16 protein-coding genes are annotated in these 16,816 nt (G+C 35.2%); 12 read left to right on the top strand and 4 right to left on the bottom strand.

The window, feature by feature from the left end; genetic code table 11:
• Window positions 1-217: 217 nt before the first annotated feature.
• Together F6K06_RS02765 and F6K06_RS02760 are read left to right on the top strand one after the other, a co-directional pair.
• Window positions 218-976, top strand: coding sequence for a 16S rRNA (uracil(1498)-N(3))-methyltransferase (locus F6K06_RS02765; RefSeq protein WP_124145162.1), 759 nt, complete (start codon window positions 218-220; stop codon window positions 974-976).
• Between the two features lie 1,207 nt (window positions 977-2,183).
• On the top strand, window positions 2,184-3,293 hold the full coding sequence (locus F6K06_RS02760; protein ID WP_124145148.1) for a lipopolysaccharide assembly protein LapB: 1,110 nt from the start codon (window positions 2,184-2,186) through the stop codon (window positions 3,291-3,293).
• A 72-nt stretch (window positions 3,294-3,365) separates the two neighbouring features.
• On the opposite strand, the gene F6K06_RS02755 is transcribed toward F6K06_RS02760, so the two are convergent.
• Window positions 3,366-3,815, bottom strand: coding sequence for a hypothetical protein (locus F6K06_RS02755; protein WP_124145149.1), 450 nt, complete (start codon window positions 3,813-3,815; stop codon window positions 3,366-3,368).
• Window positions 3,816-4,285: 470 nt separating this feature from the next.
• On the opposite strand from F6K06_RS02755, the gene F6K06_RS02750 reads away from it, so the two are divergent.
• Complete coding sequence (locus F6K06_RS02750; protein WP_124145150.1) at window positions 4,286-4,915, top strand: triacylglycerol lipase; 630 nt, start codon at window positions 4,286-4,288, stop codon at window positions 4,913-4,915.
• Between the two features lie 102 nt (window positions 4,916-5,017).
• On the opposite strand, the gene F6K06_RS33735 is transcribed toward F6K06_RS02750, so the two are convergent.
• Together F6K06_RS33735 and F6K06_RS33730 are read right to left on the bottom strand one after the other, a co-directional pair.
• Window positions 5,018-5,230, bottom strand: coding sequence for a hypothetical protein (locus F6K06_RS33735; RefSeq protein WP_338043187.1), 213 nt, complete (start codon window positions 5,228-5,230; stop codon window positions 5,018-5,020).
• Window positions 5,231-5,233: 3 nt separating this feature from the next.
• Window positions 5,234-5,437: a hypothetical protein gene (locus tag F6K06_RS33730; protein WP_338043188.1), complete on the bottom strand. Its 204-nt coding sequence runs from the start codon at window positions 5,435-5,437 to the stop codon at window positions 5,234-5,236.
• Window positions 5,438-5,830: 393 nt separating this feature from the next.
• Here F6K06_RS33730 and F6K06_RS02740 point away from each other — a divergent pair, with 393 nt between their 5' ends.
• Complete coding sequence (locus F6K06_RS02740) at window positions 5,831-6,007, top strand: hypothetical protein (protein ID WP_205127377.1); 177 nt, start codon at window positions 5,831-5,833, stop codon at window positions 6,005-6,007.
• Between the two features lie 76 nt (window positions 6,008-6,083).
• A complete protein-coding gene (locus F6K06_RS02735) occupies window positions 6,084-6,431 on the top strand; it encodes an IS200/IS605 family accessory protein TnpB-related protein (RefSeq protein WP_275670381.1) in 348 nt (115 codons plus the stop codon).
• 265 nt (window positions 6,432-6,696) lie between these two features.
• On the opposite strand, the gene F6K06_RS02730 is transcribed toward F6K06_RS02735, so the two are convergent.
• Entirely contained in the window at window positions 6,697-7,134 is a 438-nt protein-coding gene (locus tag F6K06_RS02730) for a VOC family protein (RefSeq protein WP_124145151.1), read from the bottom strand.
• Window positions 7,135-7,451: 317 nt separating this feature from the next.
• Between F6K06_RS02730 and F6K06_RS02725 the strand changes: the two genes are divergently transcribed.
• From F6K06_RS02725 to gshB, 7 genes are all read left to right on the top strand, one after another.
• On the top strand, window positions 7,452-8,276 hold the full coding sequence (locus tag F6K06_RS02725) for a TIGR00297 family protein (RefSeq protein WP_124145152.1): 825 nt from the start codon (window positions 7,452-7,454) through the stop codon (window positions 8,274-8,276).
• 389 nt (window positions 8,277-8,665) lie between these two features.
• Entirely contained in the window at window positions 8,666-9,430 is a 765-nt protein-coding gene (locus F6K06_RS02720) for a peptidylprolyl isomerase (RefSeq protein ID WP_287239519.1), read from the top strand.
• Window positions 9,431-9,958: 528 nt separating this feature from the next.
• The gene (locus F6K06_RS02715) at window positions 9,959-10,732 is read left to right on the top strand and encodes a class I SAM-dependent methyltransferase (protein WP_124145154.1); all 774 of its coding nucleotides are present in this window, start codon (window positions 9,959-9,961) and stop codon (window positions 10,730-10,732) included.
• Window positions 10,733-11,116: 384 nt separating this feature from the next.
• Window positions 11,117-12,331: a HEAT repeat domain-containing protein gene (locus tag F6K06_RS02710; RefSeq protein ID WP_124144716.1), complete on the top strand. Its 1,215-nt coding sequence runs from the start codon at window positions 11,117-11,119 to the stop codon at window positions 12,329-12,331.
• A gap of 867 nt (window positions 12,332-13,198) precedes the next feature.
• Window positions 13,199-14,920 carry a GTPase HflX gene (gene hflX, locus F6K06_RS02705; protein WP_124144717.1) on the top strand — a complete coding sequence of 574 codons (1,722 nt, stop codon included), beginning with the start codon at window positions 13,199-13,201 and terminating at the stop codon, window positions 14,918-14,920.
• A 189-nt stretch (window positions 14,921-15,109) separates the two neighbouring features.
• Entirely contained in the window at window positions 15,110-15,370 is a 261-nt protein-coding gene (gene grxC, locus F6K06_RS02700) for a glutaredoxin 3 (protein WP_124144718.1), read from the top strand.
• A gap of 200 nt (window positions 15,371-15,570) precedes the next feature.
• Window positions 15,571-16,560, top strand: a complete 990-nt coding sequence (gene gshB / locus F6K06_RS02695) for a glutathione synthase (protein ID WP_124144719.1) — start codon at window positions 15,571-15,573, stop codon at window positions 16,558-16,560.
• Window positions 16,561-16,816 lie beyond the last annotated feature (256 nt).

Below are 16,816 nucleotides of genomic sequence, written 5' to 3'. Positions count from 1 at the left end.
CTTAAAATTGTTTGGGATTCTAACCCCAAACAATTTTCCCTTCTGCCTTCTGCCTTCTGCCTTCTTCAATAGCAGAAGTCTAATAGACATCTCCAATAATCAAAAATCAAATTAATTATTGTACATAAATCATTAATTATTTCCGCCTACTCCTTCTTTTATGGAGATGTCTAATTTAAGAATAACCAAGTTTGAACAATTAAATTTTTTTCTAGATATGGCTAATTTGCAAAGATTAGCGATCGCCCCCCACCAAATTGAACGACAGAAAGTATATCTAAATCCTGAACAACAGCATTACTTAGGTCGAGTGTTGCGACTAGGGGAAGGAGACCAATTTATTGTAATGGATGGTCAAGGTAATTCTTGGTTAGCGAAACTTCAAACAGAAACCTCTAAAAAAAGTACAATCAATGCAATTTTAGAGAAAGAAATTTTTATTCAAAATGAACTACCCATAGACCTGATTCTAATTTCTGCCTTACCCAAAGGAAATAATTTTGATGAAATTGTTAGGCAAAGTACAGAATTAGGAGTTACTCATATTTTGCCAGTTATAAGTTCTAGAACTTTACTAAAACCTAGTCCGCAAAAGTTGCAAAGGTGGCAAAAAATTGCCCGTGAAGCTGCTGAACAATCAGAGCGTCAAATAGTTCCAATAATCAGAGAAACTATGGAATATTCGGCAGCTTTATCATTATTCGATGGTCAAACTTTATCTAATTATTACAAATATATATGTGTCGCTCGTAATAACTACTCTTCTTTACTTGAGAATTTATTAGATAATCAACTGCCAAAATCAATAGTAATAATTACAGGTCCGGAAGGAGGTTGGACTAATGTGGAAATAGAAGCAGCGATCGCCACAGGTTTTCAAGCAGTTTCTTTGGGTAAACGTATTCTCAGAGCAGTTACAGCTCCTTTAGTTGCATTGTCTCTAGTTGCTGCTGTATTAGAGAAAAGAAAAGTATAAAAGTAGGTTTTGCTTACCCATGCTCCGCTGAATACTAGCGCGATAGAACTCCGTTCCGCTACGCGATAACTACGTTTAGCTGCGCTATCGTACCACCACTTACTAATTCGGGCTTGCTGATTAAACCTGAAAGTACTGACTGATATTGGCTTTAGCCTTTTTGGGTTGGAAAAAGTACCAGCTTTTAAGTGGAAAAAGCTCAAAAAGCAAGTATTTTGGGATAAGGGGGGCAGGAAAATCTCTCGAACAATTATTCATCCTACTTTCTCTGTCTTCCCACCCTCCCCACACTTCCCACACTTTGCTTTTTTCAACAAACCCTAATTCTCTACTTCATTTTAATAAGCACCTACGCAGAGCGAATTACTTACCTCAAAAATACACGAAAATTTCTTCATAAGCAACCACCCTGTATTTCTTGCATATCAACACTTTTAATAAATGGCCAAAACAGAGGCGATCGCAGCCAAATTACCCCTATTTTTCCCCTAGATAGCTCATTTAAACTTTTTTGGGAAAATTAAGTTTAAATTTCAAATATATTTGACAATATTTTATAAATTTAATTTATACCTATATTTTTTCAGCAATTATTAAACCTTAAAAAGCTTACAGATAAAGCTTTTCAGAAGAGAAAACAGGAAGTATATTTTCTATAGATGTTTAATTATGACTATTGTCTATGTCAGAATGGCAATGATAGTATCTTAATTAAGAAAGTAAAGTAGAAAGTAGAAAGATTAGAATAGATTTGGAAAAAGTACCTTTTGATAACTAACTAGGGTTTGCGTATGGAAAATCTTTTTGCTGTTTGTAGGGAGTAGGAAGTAGGAAGTAGGGAGTAGTTAGAACGTAGAATAAATGGAAATTACAGAGTCAGTGGCCAACACAGTAGTAAGAGTGATTTTTCGGCTTTTGCTTCGGTGAAAATCTTCACTTTTTTAACAATCCCTTGCTGAAAAGCTCATACTTTTTCAAGACATAAATTGCCTAAAACCAATATCAATGAATGCTTTGATATTTAATCAGCAAGCCATAACTAGGTTTGGTATAACCTCTAATTTAAAACTTTCAAAATAAAAGTTTCATTTATAATTTCCAAATTGCAGAGGTACTGATAACTGATAACTGATAACTGATAACTGAAATGACCTGCTCTTTTCTTTTTCCGAGATATTTTCTAGCAGCTTAAATAGGACTATTATATATGAAAGAAATAAAAGAAGTTGCTACTTTCCTAGAACAAAAAAACTATCAACAGGCAGGAAAATTACTAAAACAATTACAAAAAGAATATCCTCAAAATCTATGGGTGCAACTTTATATTGGGCGATGGTATGAAAAAATAAATAAATTAGAATCAGCAGAAAAATTCTATAGAAAATTGCTGAAAGATGCAACAAATCCACAAGTAGTTGCGCAAGCACGTCAAGGTTTACAAAGAATAGAAACTATAGAGAAAAAACGCCAGCAACAAGCGATCGCCACTGCTAAATCTGACCCCAAAAATACCGAACCAGGATTACTTATTATTGAAGCTATTAGTAAAGAAAATCAACAGGAAGCTGCTAAAAATCTAGCTAGAATTATGAAAATTGATCCTTATACAGCTAGAATGCAATTACAAAGTAGAGGTTGGCGAATTTATCGTCTTGGAGCTATTGGGGAACTAAAAATTTATGGTGAAGAAATGATCAAAGCAGGCATTCCTGTATTTTGGGCAAAAATATCAGATATTGAGAAGATAAATATATTTAGAGTTCAATATTTTCAATCTATTTCTTCTTCTGAGGCAAGTATTGTTTGTCTAAATGAACAGGATAAAATGGGAAGTTTAAATTTTCAGTGGTCGGAAGTAGTAAACAAAGTTGAGGGATTATTACCTATATTTATGAATGCTATGGATTACGATCCTAGACGACGTTCCGAAAAAATCCGTCATAAACAAATGACTCAAGATTATGCCAATATATTAGATTTACATCTTCCTAATCGCCGTAGTATTATCAGATTTTGTGACCAAAATTATCAATATCAAAAAGGAATTACTCCTAAGGTTAAGACTCAAGAGGAATCCCGATTAACACTACAAACTACTAATAGAAGTAAATGGAATGACTTAGTAAATATGATTAATCCAAAATTAGCTAAAGTAACAACTTGGTCTGATTTTACTTCTTTTGGAGAAGCCGCAAGTCGAGATTACACTCAACTATTAAGTCGCCTCAAATATTACATTGATATATCGCGTAAAATAGAAACAATGTGGGACCCAGCTTTTCATTTATATAGTACCTTAGTATTCTTAAAAAATTAGGGGCTTAACATAGCAAATATAAAGTTAAAAGCTAAATTTTTACCCCTTTATTTTTAAGTTCTTTATCGAATATTATCTTGGCAGATTTAAATCCTTAGCCATACCACGAAACATACCCATGCTAGGACCAGGGCGACGACGTTTTGCTGTAGGTTTTGGCATTAAAAAGTTAGGAGCAAATAATACTAACTCTTCTGGTTCCTGGGAAACTTTAACATTAGTTACAGGAGGTTGTGGTGTTGCGACTGTAGGAGTGCCATTTTCAGCTTCAGCTTTTTTAGCATTTTTTTTAGCCTCAGAAAGTTTGGCTTTAGCAATTTTTGGAATTTCAGGACTAGCAGGTTTAGTTTCTTTTTTTGTAGTAGGTTCTGGCGCTGCTACACTCCCTTGAGTAGATTCTTCCTTGGATTCATTAGTGCCTTGATCGTCCTTAAATTCTAATAAATAATCAGACTTCTTTCCCAGCAGATTTCCCAGGATACCAAATACCCCGGCGAACAATCCTCCGATAAAAGCTAACATTATCTTTATCTCCTAAATGATTTTCTGTAAACAATTTTACAGTTAAATTCCTGATATGTTTAAATTAAAAGCAAGCGTAAGTTTTGTCTATATTTATTTATAAAACTTTACATTAACCAGAAGAGGTAGATCGTAAAATTGGCAATTGGAGAAAATCAGAAGCAAAAAAATTTGTAATTGTTTATATATATCTCATAATTAGGGAATAGGGAATAGGGAATAGGGAACAGTTTTTTCTTGCGGAATCCGTCAGGAAACTGGATTGAAAAATTTCTTAACCAATTCTTGTAGTGCTATAGCAGTCGAAAGAAAGGGTGCGGACATATCAAAAGCTTAAAACTCAGACAAAACAATATTTCTCCTTCTTCTTTCTTCTGCTAGATCAGTCAAAAGATTGTCCTACTCAACAAAAGAATAGCGATCGCTCCACTCTAGAATTTAGAATAAGATCAGCACGATAAATCAGGAATATGAAAAGTTTAAATAAACCTAATCCGGTATTATTAGTCCATGGAATTTTTGACACCATGAGAATATTCGATAAAATGTCTCGATACCTAAAAAAATTAGGATGGGAAGTATATTCTCTGAACTTAGTTCCTAATTACGGTATTTTAGGTTTAGATAAATTAGCCGAACAAGTAGCGAATTATGTAGATAAAATATTTCCTCCTAACCAACCCTTTGATTTAATAGGTTTTAGTATGGGAGGAATAGTCAGTCGTTATTATGTTCAAAGATTAGGTGGTATAGAGAGAGTAGAACGTTTTATTACTATTTCTTCTCCACACAACGGCACATTAACAGGCTATGCTTTAAATTTAGCAGCACCGACTCAGATGCGTCCTAAAAGTGCTTTTCTGGAAGATTTAAACCAGGATATTGCTTTATTAGAGCAGATAAATTTCACCTCTATTTGGACTCCTTATGATGCGATGATTTTGCCTGCTAGAAGTTCTCAAATACCAGTGGGTAAAGACATCAAAATAAATGTTTTACTTCATGCTTGGATGGTATCAGATGAAAAAGTTTTGAAACTAATTGTTGAGGAATTAAAAGTAGATCCAAAGTCAAAACTAAATCTCAATTTTATCCGTTAATTTTAGTCCCAAGGAATTGCTGAAAAGATATATTTGCTGATTCACTATATTTCGAGAGAAAAAGCAAGCGATCGCTCCAAATAATTTGTATATTTCTTATTTTTATTCTTGGTCTAGATTTATTCCTATTTGACATAATTTTTCTGCTAATCTCTCAGCACGTTGATATTCTTGTTGAGCAAGTTCTTCACCAGTCAATAATAAATTACCTTGATTATACCTCCCATGGCAAATTCCTAACTCAATACCTAACTGTGGAATAGAAAAATGACTCCGTTCATTAGCCTCTACAAATTCATAATCATTAGAAGTCAAACTTTATAATTCTACAGCAGATTTTTTAACTTTATAAATGCCGTAAAATGGAATTCTAATCCTTTGTTCATAAACCCAAAACTTACCTGTTTTTTTATGCTCTTGAAAATCCGATATTACTGGTGGAGTTTTGTCTCTTTCTTCAGTACCATCTCCAGAAACAAATTCTAATACAATGATAGGGCAAATATATTTTTGCCAAAGCACATAAGACCGTCGTAATTCTCCATTTAGTAAGGGTGGAACATGAAGAGTTAGGAGGGATTAAAATCCCCTTCTTTACACTTTAGAAAATAATCTTGCTGACTGCTGAGTGCTAACCGCTTTCTTAAAGTCTCCTTCTCCACTTAGAAGTAATTATTCATTAGCAAGAAATTATTAATCCAAGTAAAACTGGAATTTATCTAAAAACTTTAGTACCTACTTCACAAATTAAACAGGTTCGTTTAGTCCCTAAACTTAACCATTATGTAATAGAAGTGATTTATGAAGCGACTGAAAAATAATACGAGCTAGAAAAAAAACGTTGTGCCAGTATTGATATAGGATTAAACAATTTAGCTAAATTAACTTTTAATCAAGCCGGAATCAAACCCAAGAGTGATAAATGGCAGACCGTTAAAATCTATAAATCAATACTATAATAAAGTTCAAAGCTTCCTACAATCTCAACTACAGGAAAATAAATCAAGTAAGAGGCTGAAAAAGCTTTGCATTGAAGAAGGAGACAGGAGACAGGAGACAGGAGACAGAAGGAAAATTACATGGGGATTCTAACCCCAAGTAATTTTGAACACCCCCGTTGACGGTGGGGTATTAAACCCACAAAGAAAATGATAAAAGAGAATTCAAAATTAATGATTATCTTCATAAATCATTTCGTTTGGTTATTAATACCCTGATTAATCAGAAAATACGAACATTAATAATAGGGCACAATGAAAACTGGAAACAGAAGATAAATTTAGGTAAAAGAAATAATCAAAATTTTATATTTGTTCCCTATAACAGGTTAATCGAAATGTTATCTTATCAAGCCAAGATTGTAGAGATAAATATAATTATTACAGAAGAATCTTATACGTCAAAAGCAAGTTTTATGGATAATGATTTGATTCCAGTTTACAACAAAGGTCAGAAAAATTATGTCATCTTCTCAGGTAAAAGAGTAAAAAGAGGAATGCAATTGCACCACCAGTAAAGGATTAATTAATGCTGATTTTAATGGTTCTTTGAACATTATGAGAAAAGCAGCTCCCTTTTGTCTTTGACTATGGGATAGAGAAGCCAGTGCGTTGGGCGGGTTCCCCGACTTGAAGCAACTGGCGTGGTGTTGTAGTTCACCCAGTTAGGGTAACACCTGCAAAATAAAGATATGTCATATTTGACTATATTTTTATGAACTATTAGATAAGTTAGATAAGTCTATTTTTGATAACTTTTCCACATCTAACAACTAGACTAATTTAAACTGCTACAGCATCGCCAACTTTTTGATGTTCATTGCAGCCAAAAATTGCTTCTGAATGACAATAATATTTGAACTCTAGCAAATTATGAAACGGGTCTTCCAAGAAAAAAGTACGATGCTCCAAAGGAGAATTTGTAAACCGTCGCTTAGGTTGCTGATAAAATTTAAAATTATTTTTTTCGGCACGTTCCAATAAAGCTTCCCAGTCACTTTCTAGAGTAAAAACTAAACCAAAATGTCTCGGATAAATTCCTTTTTGCGGTTCTAAAGTGTCTTTAGCAACATGAGCAACTATTTGATGACCGTAAAGATTTAAAATCACAGAATTTGGAGATTCTCGACCAACTTCACAACCCAAACCATCAGCATAAAATTTTTTTGTTTGAGCAATATCATTAACGGGAAAAGCTAAATGAAAAATAACTTGATTCATACTTAATTCCTAGTAATTGATCGATAGATTTTTGACTAAAAACATCCGATAAAATTTAAACAAAAAGGAAGAATCAACATTCCGTTGTGGATTTGAGTTTCTTCAATAAGTTGGGGATGTTTGACCGATAAATTGTGGGTATGCGCCTCCCCTTTTAAGGGGATAAAAAAAGAGAATATTCCTGATGTCAACCCTCCTGATTGCAGAGGTACTGATAACTGATAACTGAGAACTGAAATGACCCTTACTTTTTTTCCATACTCTTCTTTCTTCCTTCCAGTTAAAATTAGAATAGATGTTTCCAATGAGTAGATACTATGTTTTCTGCAATTAATTCTATAAATCCTTGGCTAATAGCTATCAGCTTAAATACTATCTTACTCAGTCTCGTTTATTTTGCCCCTAAAAAATTGTTAACCCCAGCAGGAATACTTCATGCTTGGATATTAGGAGTAATAATTTGGGGTAGTTTGGGTTGGCCTGGATATCTAGTGGTGGCCTTTTATTTTTTAGTAGGCTCCGGTGTTACCCGCATTGGAATGGCCCAAAAACAGGCGGCCGGAATTGCAGAAAAGCGAGAAGGAGCTAGAGGGCCAGAAAATGTTTGGGGTTCAGCTCTGACTGCTGCTATCTGTGCTGTGGGAGTTTGGATCATTGGTCTGTTATACCCGAATCATCCTCCCATAGAAAATTTACCATTTTTACTAATGTTGGGTTATGTAGCTAGTTTTAGCACTAAGCTTTCTGATACTTGTGCTAGTGAAGTAGGAAAAGCTTATGGTAAGCGGACTTTTTTAATTACAACTCTACAACCAGTACCACGGGGAACCGAGGGTGCTGTGAGTTTAGAAGGGACTTTAGCTGGTATCGTAGCTTCCGTGGCGATCGCTCTGGTTGGTTGGTCTGTAGGTTTAATTGACTTGACAGGAATAGCTTTTTGTGTATTAGCAGCCTTTATTGCTACTAATTTAGAAAGTGTGATTGGGGCAACTGTACAATCTCAGTTTGAATGGTTAACCAATGAAATAGTAAATATTATTAATACTTTAATCGGGGCGATCGCTGCAATTTTATTAGCCATAGTTTGGTACTATGCTCTAGTAAGCATTCAGCCGTCAGCTATCAGCTATCAGCAGTTTTAGATAAAAGCTTTACTAATTAAGTCAGAGTCAAGTATTACTACAAAAATTGGCTAAAACAGTCTATTGACAGTGAGCTAGCTGTTTGCGTAGTATTACGCAGGAAATGCTCATATGCTCTAACTTCAGTAATTTAACTAAAACGTATTATCTTTTGATGTTGGGTTTAATACCCCGCCGTCTACAGGGTGTGGACAATTACTTGGGGTTTGTAGACAGGAAGTGGTCGGTCGTTGACTATCCCCATCCACTTTTTCAGTCCTTCAGTCCTTCCTTCTTTCTTCTTCCTTCTTCCTTCTTCAAGAAGATTTAGTAAAGGCAGATTGAAAAAATGATTAGTTGAGATAGACTAAAATCTGGAGCAAGATTAGCTAAAGAATGGAATATTAAAAATGGAATCTAAACCACTATTAACTATAGGTGAAGAACAATTATCTTGGGGGCAAGGTTTAAGATATTTACAAGCATCTGGAAAATTACAATCTTTTGTCACAGAAATTGTCCGTCAATATGTGATAGAAAAAGAATTGCAATCTAGGGAAGATATTAATGTAAATCCGGCTGTTATTCAACAGGCTATGATTGATTTTAGATTGCAAAGAAAGCTGGAAGACCAAAAAAAATTTCAAGAATGGCTACAACAGAATCGAATTAACTATAATGCTTTAGAATCACAGATAGAAAATTATTTTAAACTAAAGCAATTAAAAGACTCAGTTACTGTAGAGAAAATAGAAACATATTTTAATGAACGGAAAGCAGGTTTAGATTATGTAATTTTATCTAGAATTGTGGTGGGAGATAAAGAATTAGCAGATGCTTTGCGTCGAAAAATTGTGGAAGAAGGTAGCAGGTTTGAAGATTTAGCCAAGGAATATTCAGTGACAAATGATAAAAATTTTAATGGTATTATGGGTGCTGTTAGTTTAAGTAGTTTGCCAGAAGATTTGAGAAATAGTGTTAATACAGCTAATCCTGGAGAGATTTTAGGACCATTTCAGACTAATAAGTTTTGGAGTTTATTTAGGTTAGAGCAGTTACAAGGTGCCTCTTTAGATAATCCTGAAATTAGGAAAAAATTAGACGGTGAATTATTTGAGCGCTGGATATCAGAGAAACTTCAAGATAACAAGATTACTCTTCATGTAAATGATTAAATTAATACTATAAAGGGTGGGGAGTTTGGTTGAGGGAAGAGTAGGGAAGTTATATGGAACTTTCCTACAAAAATATTTGATTTATAACTAAGTATCCAAAAATGGGCGTTGGTGAAAAGAGGTTATGACATCTTGTCCGGATAAGAGCACAAACAAAAAACTTTCTCCCTCTACTACTCTTTGTTCTTCTTTCTTTCCTCCTGACTGGGTAATCCCCCTCCTCCTCCCAGGAGGGGCGAGGGGTGGGTTGACTCCTAGATAATTAATATTAATAATACACGCGCTTCACCGACACCCAAAAATGATATTCTGATTGAAAATAAGAAGAGATTAAAATTTATTCATCATTTGCTGTCGACATCTCCCATAATCAAAAATAAAATCAATTATTGTACATAAATCATCAATTATTTTTCCCTACTCCCTACTCCCTCTTTTCTGAATATTTCTAGTAATGTTGTCGCATTAAATTATATAAGCTTTTCCAATACCTGAAAATACAGAACTTTTAGAGAAAATAGAAAAAACATGAGTAATGAATATAAATCCATTCACGAGTTTGATTTGAGATTAATCTACGAATATTTTTCGACAATGGAACGACAAGGACCAGGGAGTCCTGAAATAACTATTAAAGCTTTAAGCTTTATTGATAATCTGACAAATGAATCAAAAATTGTTGATATAGGTTGTGGTACCGGAGGTCAGACAATGGTAATAGCTAATAATACGTCAGGGAATATTACAGCTATCGATCTGTCTTCCATCTTTATAGATATATTCAATATTAATACTCAGAAATTGAATCTCCAGGATAGAGTTAATGGTATTCTAGGTTCAATGGATAACCTTCCTTTTCAGAATGAAGAATTAGATTTAATCTGGTCAGAAGGATCAATCTATAATATCGGATTTGAACGAGGTATAAATGAATGGCATAAATTTTTGAAGAAAGGAGCTTTCGTTGCCATTTCAGAAGCATCATGGTTCACTCAAGAACGACCTGTGGAAATAGATGAGTTTTGGAATCGTGAATATCCAGAAATAGATACTATTTCAAATAAAGTGACACAAATGGAAAAAGCTGGATATATTCCAATTGCTACTTTTGTGCTGCCTGAATATTGTTGGACTGAAAATTTTTATGCTCCACAAGTTTCTGCACAGGAAAAATTTTTGCAAAAAAATGTAGGTAATAAAACTGCCGAAGAATTTGTAGAAAATCAACGACATGAAGCTAAATTGTACAAGAAATATAAAGAGTTTTATGGTTATGTTTTCTATATAGGAAAAAAGATTTAAATAAAAATGAGATGACACAAAATCCATATCCCCCACTTGTTTTAGCTAGATCGCCGAGAAGCCTCACGCCATAATCTGTGATTTGGCGACCAGATGAATCGGCGGCCAATTGAATGGGTTCGATGCCGATTCAATTTGCATGATATCTCAGCAAAAACCTTCGCCCGGAATCTGGGGGAGACCCAAAAGCTACGGGAGAGTCCGACCTCTGGTTTGGTAATAGTGATATTGTCCATCTAAGTCATCTCTGTGAGCGTAGAATCATCAATGATGAGAATCCCGCATCATAATCTGTGATTTGATGCCGGGAGTATGTCAATTATTTACCTATTCTGTTTTACCTATTCTGTAAAAGTTGCCTCTGAAAACTCCTAAGAGAACATCATGGCCTATTACAAATCCATCTTTTCTATCATTACGTCCTTGACTTTCCTGTACTCTTCTGCGACCCCGAGTAGAGCTATCGTAGATGATTACAGTACAGGAGAATTAAATAATCGTAGCTTTACAGAGGCAGAAAATTTACAATCAACCAATCAGATTAATTATCCAGTATCATTAACCAAATCTTCATTTCCTCTGTATATTGCTCAAGATACTGATTCAGAGGCCAATAAATCTCAAAATAACAATCAAAAAGAATCGAAATCCTCGGACTCAAAAGTTCCGAAAGCTATTCGTGTCATACTCAAGGCTCTAGGAGGACGAAAAGCACTATTTATTTTAAGCATAACATCAGTTCTTGTCACTGGTACAGCAGTATTTATCTTACTTAAGCTTTTTGACGATCATCAACCTAAAGACTTAGATCCAGAAGACTTACAATCTCAAGATCAAATACCAAAAACAACTTCAACTGATTTAAATTTAAAGGCTAACGATTCCGAACAGTCCCCCTCTAAATGGCCTAGATTCCCAGAAACCTCTTATTTGGCCAATAAAAACAATTCTTTAGATTCTTTTGTCCCCCCATTACAGAAGTCTGGAGAAAATACTTCTGTAGAAATTTCAAAACATAGTTTAAAATCCCATAATTTAGATATTAAAGCTGAAAATTTTTCTACAATTGAGAGTGAAGAAAATAACCACTATGAGCGACCAGAAAATAAAGTGAATTTATCACAAGCAAATAATCAACATTCTACAGTTGAAGACTCTAGAGATATTACTCTGCCAAATAACTATCCTTTACCAGAAGTTAATGTTGTTGAAGAATTAATTAGTGGTCTACAAAATTTTGACCCGAAAAAACGGCATCATGCTATCTGGGAATTAGGTCAAAGAGGAGATTCTAGAGCTGTTCAACCATTAGTTAATTTACTGATAGATTCTGATTCTAAACAGCAAAGTTTAATTTTAGCGACTCTCTCAGAAATAGGAACTAAAACATTAAAACCAATGAATAGAGCTTTAGCAATGTCAATGCAAAATGACAATGCAGAAGTCAGAAAAAATGCTATCCGAGATTTAACTCGAATTTATGAGTTAATCATTCAAACAACTAGCTTATTGCAACAAGCAGAATATGACCCAGACCCTGAAGTTGAAAAAACAGCAAAATGGGCTTTAGAACAGTTAAATAGAATTCGTCCAAGGTGAGTTCAACAATTAACAATTAATAATTAATTATTAATTATTAATTATTAATTATTACCTCTTCTGTAATAGAAGGATTGGCTAAAAGTATTTTTTTTCCTTATCTTGGCCGATGGTTGGCCAGCGAGGAGACCCGAAGAGTGACAGAGCCACTACCTCTTACAGAGGAGCTTTCCTATGGTCATGCTGCGCAAACGCTAACGCTAATGCCATCCCACCCTTCGGGAAGCTCCAAAGATCGACCGCTTTTTCTCCATGAATGGAGAGGCTTTATACTTTAATTTTTCGGTAACCAAAAACCAATTCGTCCCCAAGACGAAACGCAAAAGCAATTTCCTGAATGCTTGGTGGAGGAGAGTCATGCATAAAAAAATTTAACATAATTACCGAAAAATTGTGGGTATGCGCCTCCCTTTTTAAAGGGATAAAAAAAGAGACTATTCCTGATGTCAAACCTCCTTATTGCAGAGGTACTGATAACTGATAACTGATAACTGAAATGATCGGTCTTATCAAATTATCTTTAAGGTAGATCGCAAGGAATAAATTAAGTTAAAACTCCATTGATTTGAAGCCACCACTTAAGACTTATATTATGTCCGGTAGCATCGGTATTGTATAGCAAAGGAAGGCAACAGGCAACAAACAGGAAGGCAATTGAGCAAGAAAAAAACTTAAATTTCCTGTAGATATCCACGCTAACTTTTACACAAACGATACCAACGGACATGATATTATTTATATTTCCACAAAAATTGTACAAAGGTAATATATCAAGTGGACTGTGTTGAACTCAAAAATTAGGATTATAATAGAATATTTATAATTCTAAAGTAGTATTAGAGAGGGGCCACATTTTCGTGGCTAGGAATGCCTATCGAAACCATCTACGGAAATCTTCAAGGTCTAAAATCTAGCCAACTTAAACAACTGCAAAGGTTGTACCATCAGCGATTACCAAGCGATTGCCTAACTACCTCAGAATTTGCCCAAAGAGTCGCCTCAATCAGCAAAGAAGTTGGCCAACCAGTCTGTGTTTATGTCAATCGTAGAGGAAAAATTATCCGGGTAGGAATTGGCACACCCCGCCAAACCCAAATTCCTCCTCTAGAATTACCCCGTTACGGTGCAAGTCGCCTTAGTGGTATTCGTTGCATCGCTACTAACCTGAAACCAGAAGTGCCTTCAGAAGCGGCTCTGACTGCAATGGTGATTCAACGACTTGATGCTCTGGTGGTGCTTACCCTCACAGGTGAAGGATTTAAACGCAAGGGGGGTGGAGCTACTGGTTACATTAAACAAGCTTATTTAGCTCACTTGTTACCTACTCAAACAGATCGGACAGATACCAATATCCAAGAATTACCGTTTTGGACGGTATCACCCCCTCTGAGTCTGGATATGCTTGCTAAACAAGACTTTATTGACTTGATTGATGGATTAGAAGCAGAATTTGAAAGAGAATTTATTGCTCAAGAAGTTGATTCTGACCAAGATAAGGTTCTGTTGGTGGGACTAAAAACAGACAAAATGAAGGATAGGGAATTTGAAGATGGGTTAGCAGAATTAGCTAGACTTGTTAATACTGCTGGAGGTTTGGTATTAAAGACAATGCAACAGAAGCGATCGCAACCCCATCCTCAAACTGTGGTGGGAGAGGGTAAAGTCCAAGAAATTGCTCTGACTGTTCAAACTGTGGGAGCTAATTTAGTTGTATTTGACCGCGACCTTTCTCCTGCTCAAGTTCGTAACCTAGAAACTAAGGTTGGTGTGAGAGTTGTAGACCGTACTGAAGTTATTCTCGATATTTTTGCTCAACGCGCTCAGTCTCGCGCCGGAAAATTACAGGTCGAACTTGCTCAACTAGAATATACTATCCCGCGTCTTACAGGTCGAGGTGAGGCAATGTCTCGTCTTGGTGGTGGTATTGGTACTAGAGGACCTGGTGAAACTAAGTTAGAAACGGAACGTCGGGCAATTAATGCTCGAATATCTCGGTTGCAGAAAGAGGTAAATCAGTTACAAGCACATCGTTCCCGTCTACGTCAACATCGTCAAAGTCAAGAAGTACCAACGGTGGCAATAGTTGGATACACTAATGCTGGTAAGTCTACATTACTGAATACACTTACTAAATCAGAGGTTTATGCTGCAGACCAATTGTTTGCAACTCTAGACCCTACTTCTCGTCGTCTGATTATTCCTGATGCAATTACGGGTAAGCGAATTCCGATTGTGATTACCGACACAGTGGGATTTATTCACGAACTCCCACCTACCCTAATTGATGCTTTTCGGGCAACCCTCGAAGAGGTGACAGAAGCAGATGCTTTACTTCATGTTGTCGATCTGTCTCATCCTGCTTGGCAAAGTCAAATACGTTCTGTGATGACTATTTTGGCGGAAATGCCAGAAACTCCAGGACCTGCTTTAGTTGCTTTTAACAAGATCGATGAAGTAGATGGAGATACTTTAAGATTTGCTCACGAAGAATATCCGATGGCAGTATTTATTTCTGCTGCTAAAGCTCTAGGTTTGGAAACTTTGCGTCAACGACTTGCACAACTTATTGATTATGTTATTGCTTCTTGAACAAGTAGAAATTAAGATAAAGCAGTAAGATAATGAGGTTAAAATAGCACGAAAACTTTTCCCTATTCCTTAACCTCAACATTTAGAATTTTTCAGTAGGCTTAAAATCTAAAATATAATTTTTTTCAGAGCAAATTAATATTAAAATTGTTAAAGAAATATTTTATATAGAAAATCTAATCTATAAATATGGCAGCTAACATAGAAATTTACACTTGGTCAACTTGTCCATTTTGCATCCGCGCTAAAGCTCTGTTAGATAAAAAGCAAGCAGAATATCAAGAATATACTATAGATGGTGATGATGTAGAACGAGAAAAAATGGCTAAAAGAGCTAATGGCCGTCGCTCTTTGCCTCAAATCTTTATCAAAGACCAACATATCGGTGGTTGTGACGATCTATATGAACTAGAGGACCAAGGTAAACTAGACCAATTACTAGAAGTTTAGTATAGTTTTCTATTTCTGTAGTTATTGATTATTTTGTGGCTGGTTCATCTAATTGGTTAAGACTTATTAATTTAACCAGGACTTACCCACGGAAACTAAATGTAGTGAGGGCGAATGGCATTCGCCCCTACTATTGCAACATTTTAGCTGTGTCAAAGCACTACTATTAAAAATATTTTGAAATAATAAACCAAATAAAGATGAAATTTGCATTCATCATAGACCCTATAGAACGACTCAACCAAGTTCACGATAGTACCGTTGCACTGATGGAAGCTGCTCAAGAACTTGGTCACGAAGTTTGGATAACGGAAATTAACCAATTAAGTACTATTGAAAGTAAAGCTTGGGCAACCCTCAAGCGGGCACATTTAATGCCAGTTGAAAGGGTAGAAAATCATTGGGTTGCTAGTAACCCTTGGTATGATTTGGGAAAAGCGATGCTACAACCATTGGAGTCAATGGATGCTGTATTTATGCGCAAAGACCCACCTGTAACAATTCCTTATCTCTATGCTACTTATATTTTAGACTATATTAATCCAGAAAAAACTTTAGTCATAAATTCTCCTCAAGGGTTACGCGCTGCTAATGAAAAAATGTATGCTTTGCAATTTAAAAAGGTAATTCCAGAGACAATTGTTAGTCAAGAAAAAGAGGTAATTAGAGAATTTTTAGAGTCACAAGGAGCAGCAGTTTTGAAACCTTTGGGAGGAAAAGCTGGGGAAGGAATTTTATTTTTAGAACCCACAGATAAAAATTTTAATTCCCTAATAGAAATTAGTACAAAACAAGGTAGAGAACCTGTGATGATTCAGAGTTATTTACCAGCAGCAAAAGAAGGAGATAAGCGAATTATTATGCTTAATGGTAAGTCTATTGGAGCAGTAAATCGGATTCCTACTGGTAAAGAATTTAGAGGAAATATGGCAGTAGGTGGGCGAGTTGCTCAGACAGAAATTACGGAACGAGAATCTGAAATTTGTGAGTATTTAGCACCTAAATTAATAGCAGATGGTTTATATTTTGTTGGTATAGATGTAATTGGTGGTTATCTGACAGAGGTTAATGTTACAAGTCCAACAGGAATTAGAGAAATTGATTTATTTGATAATGTTAATCTGGGGAAACAAGTAATAGAATGGGTAATTGATCGAGTTAAAAGTCAAAAGTCAAAAGCGAGTGTGTAATTCTGAGGGTACCTCAGAATTACACACTCAAGACAGTCAAAAGTAATAATTTGTAATTCCTGTATTTGAATTTATCTGGATTTGTATTTTGCCAGAGCTATTAATTAATATCCTAGAGTCTAAATATAATAGTTAAGAAGTAATATCACAATTAAGTAATTATTTCTTATTAAATTTAGTAGGGTTTTGGTCTCCAAACCTTGAAAATAAAGTACAATTTTGAGAAAGTAAACAGCTCATCTGGCAATATTCAACA

Source organism: Okeania sp. SIO1H4 (assembly GCF_010672695.1).
GTDB classification, from domain to species: domain Bacteria; phylum Cyanobacteriota; class Cyanobacteriia; order Cyanobacteriales; family Microcoleaceae; genus Okeania; species Okeania hirsuta.
Note: the sequence above shows the minus strand (reverse complement) of the source record. Positions and strands in the feature narration are given on the sequence as shown.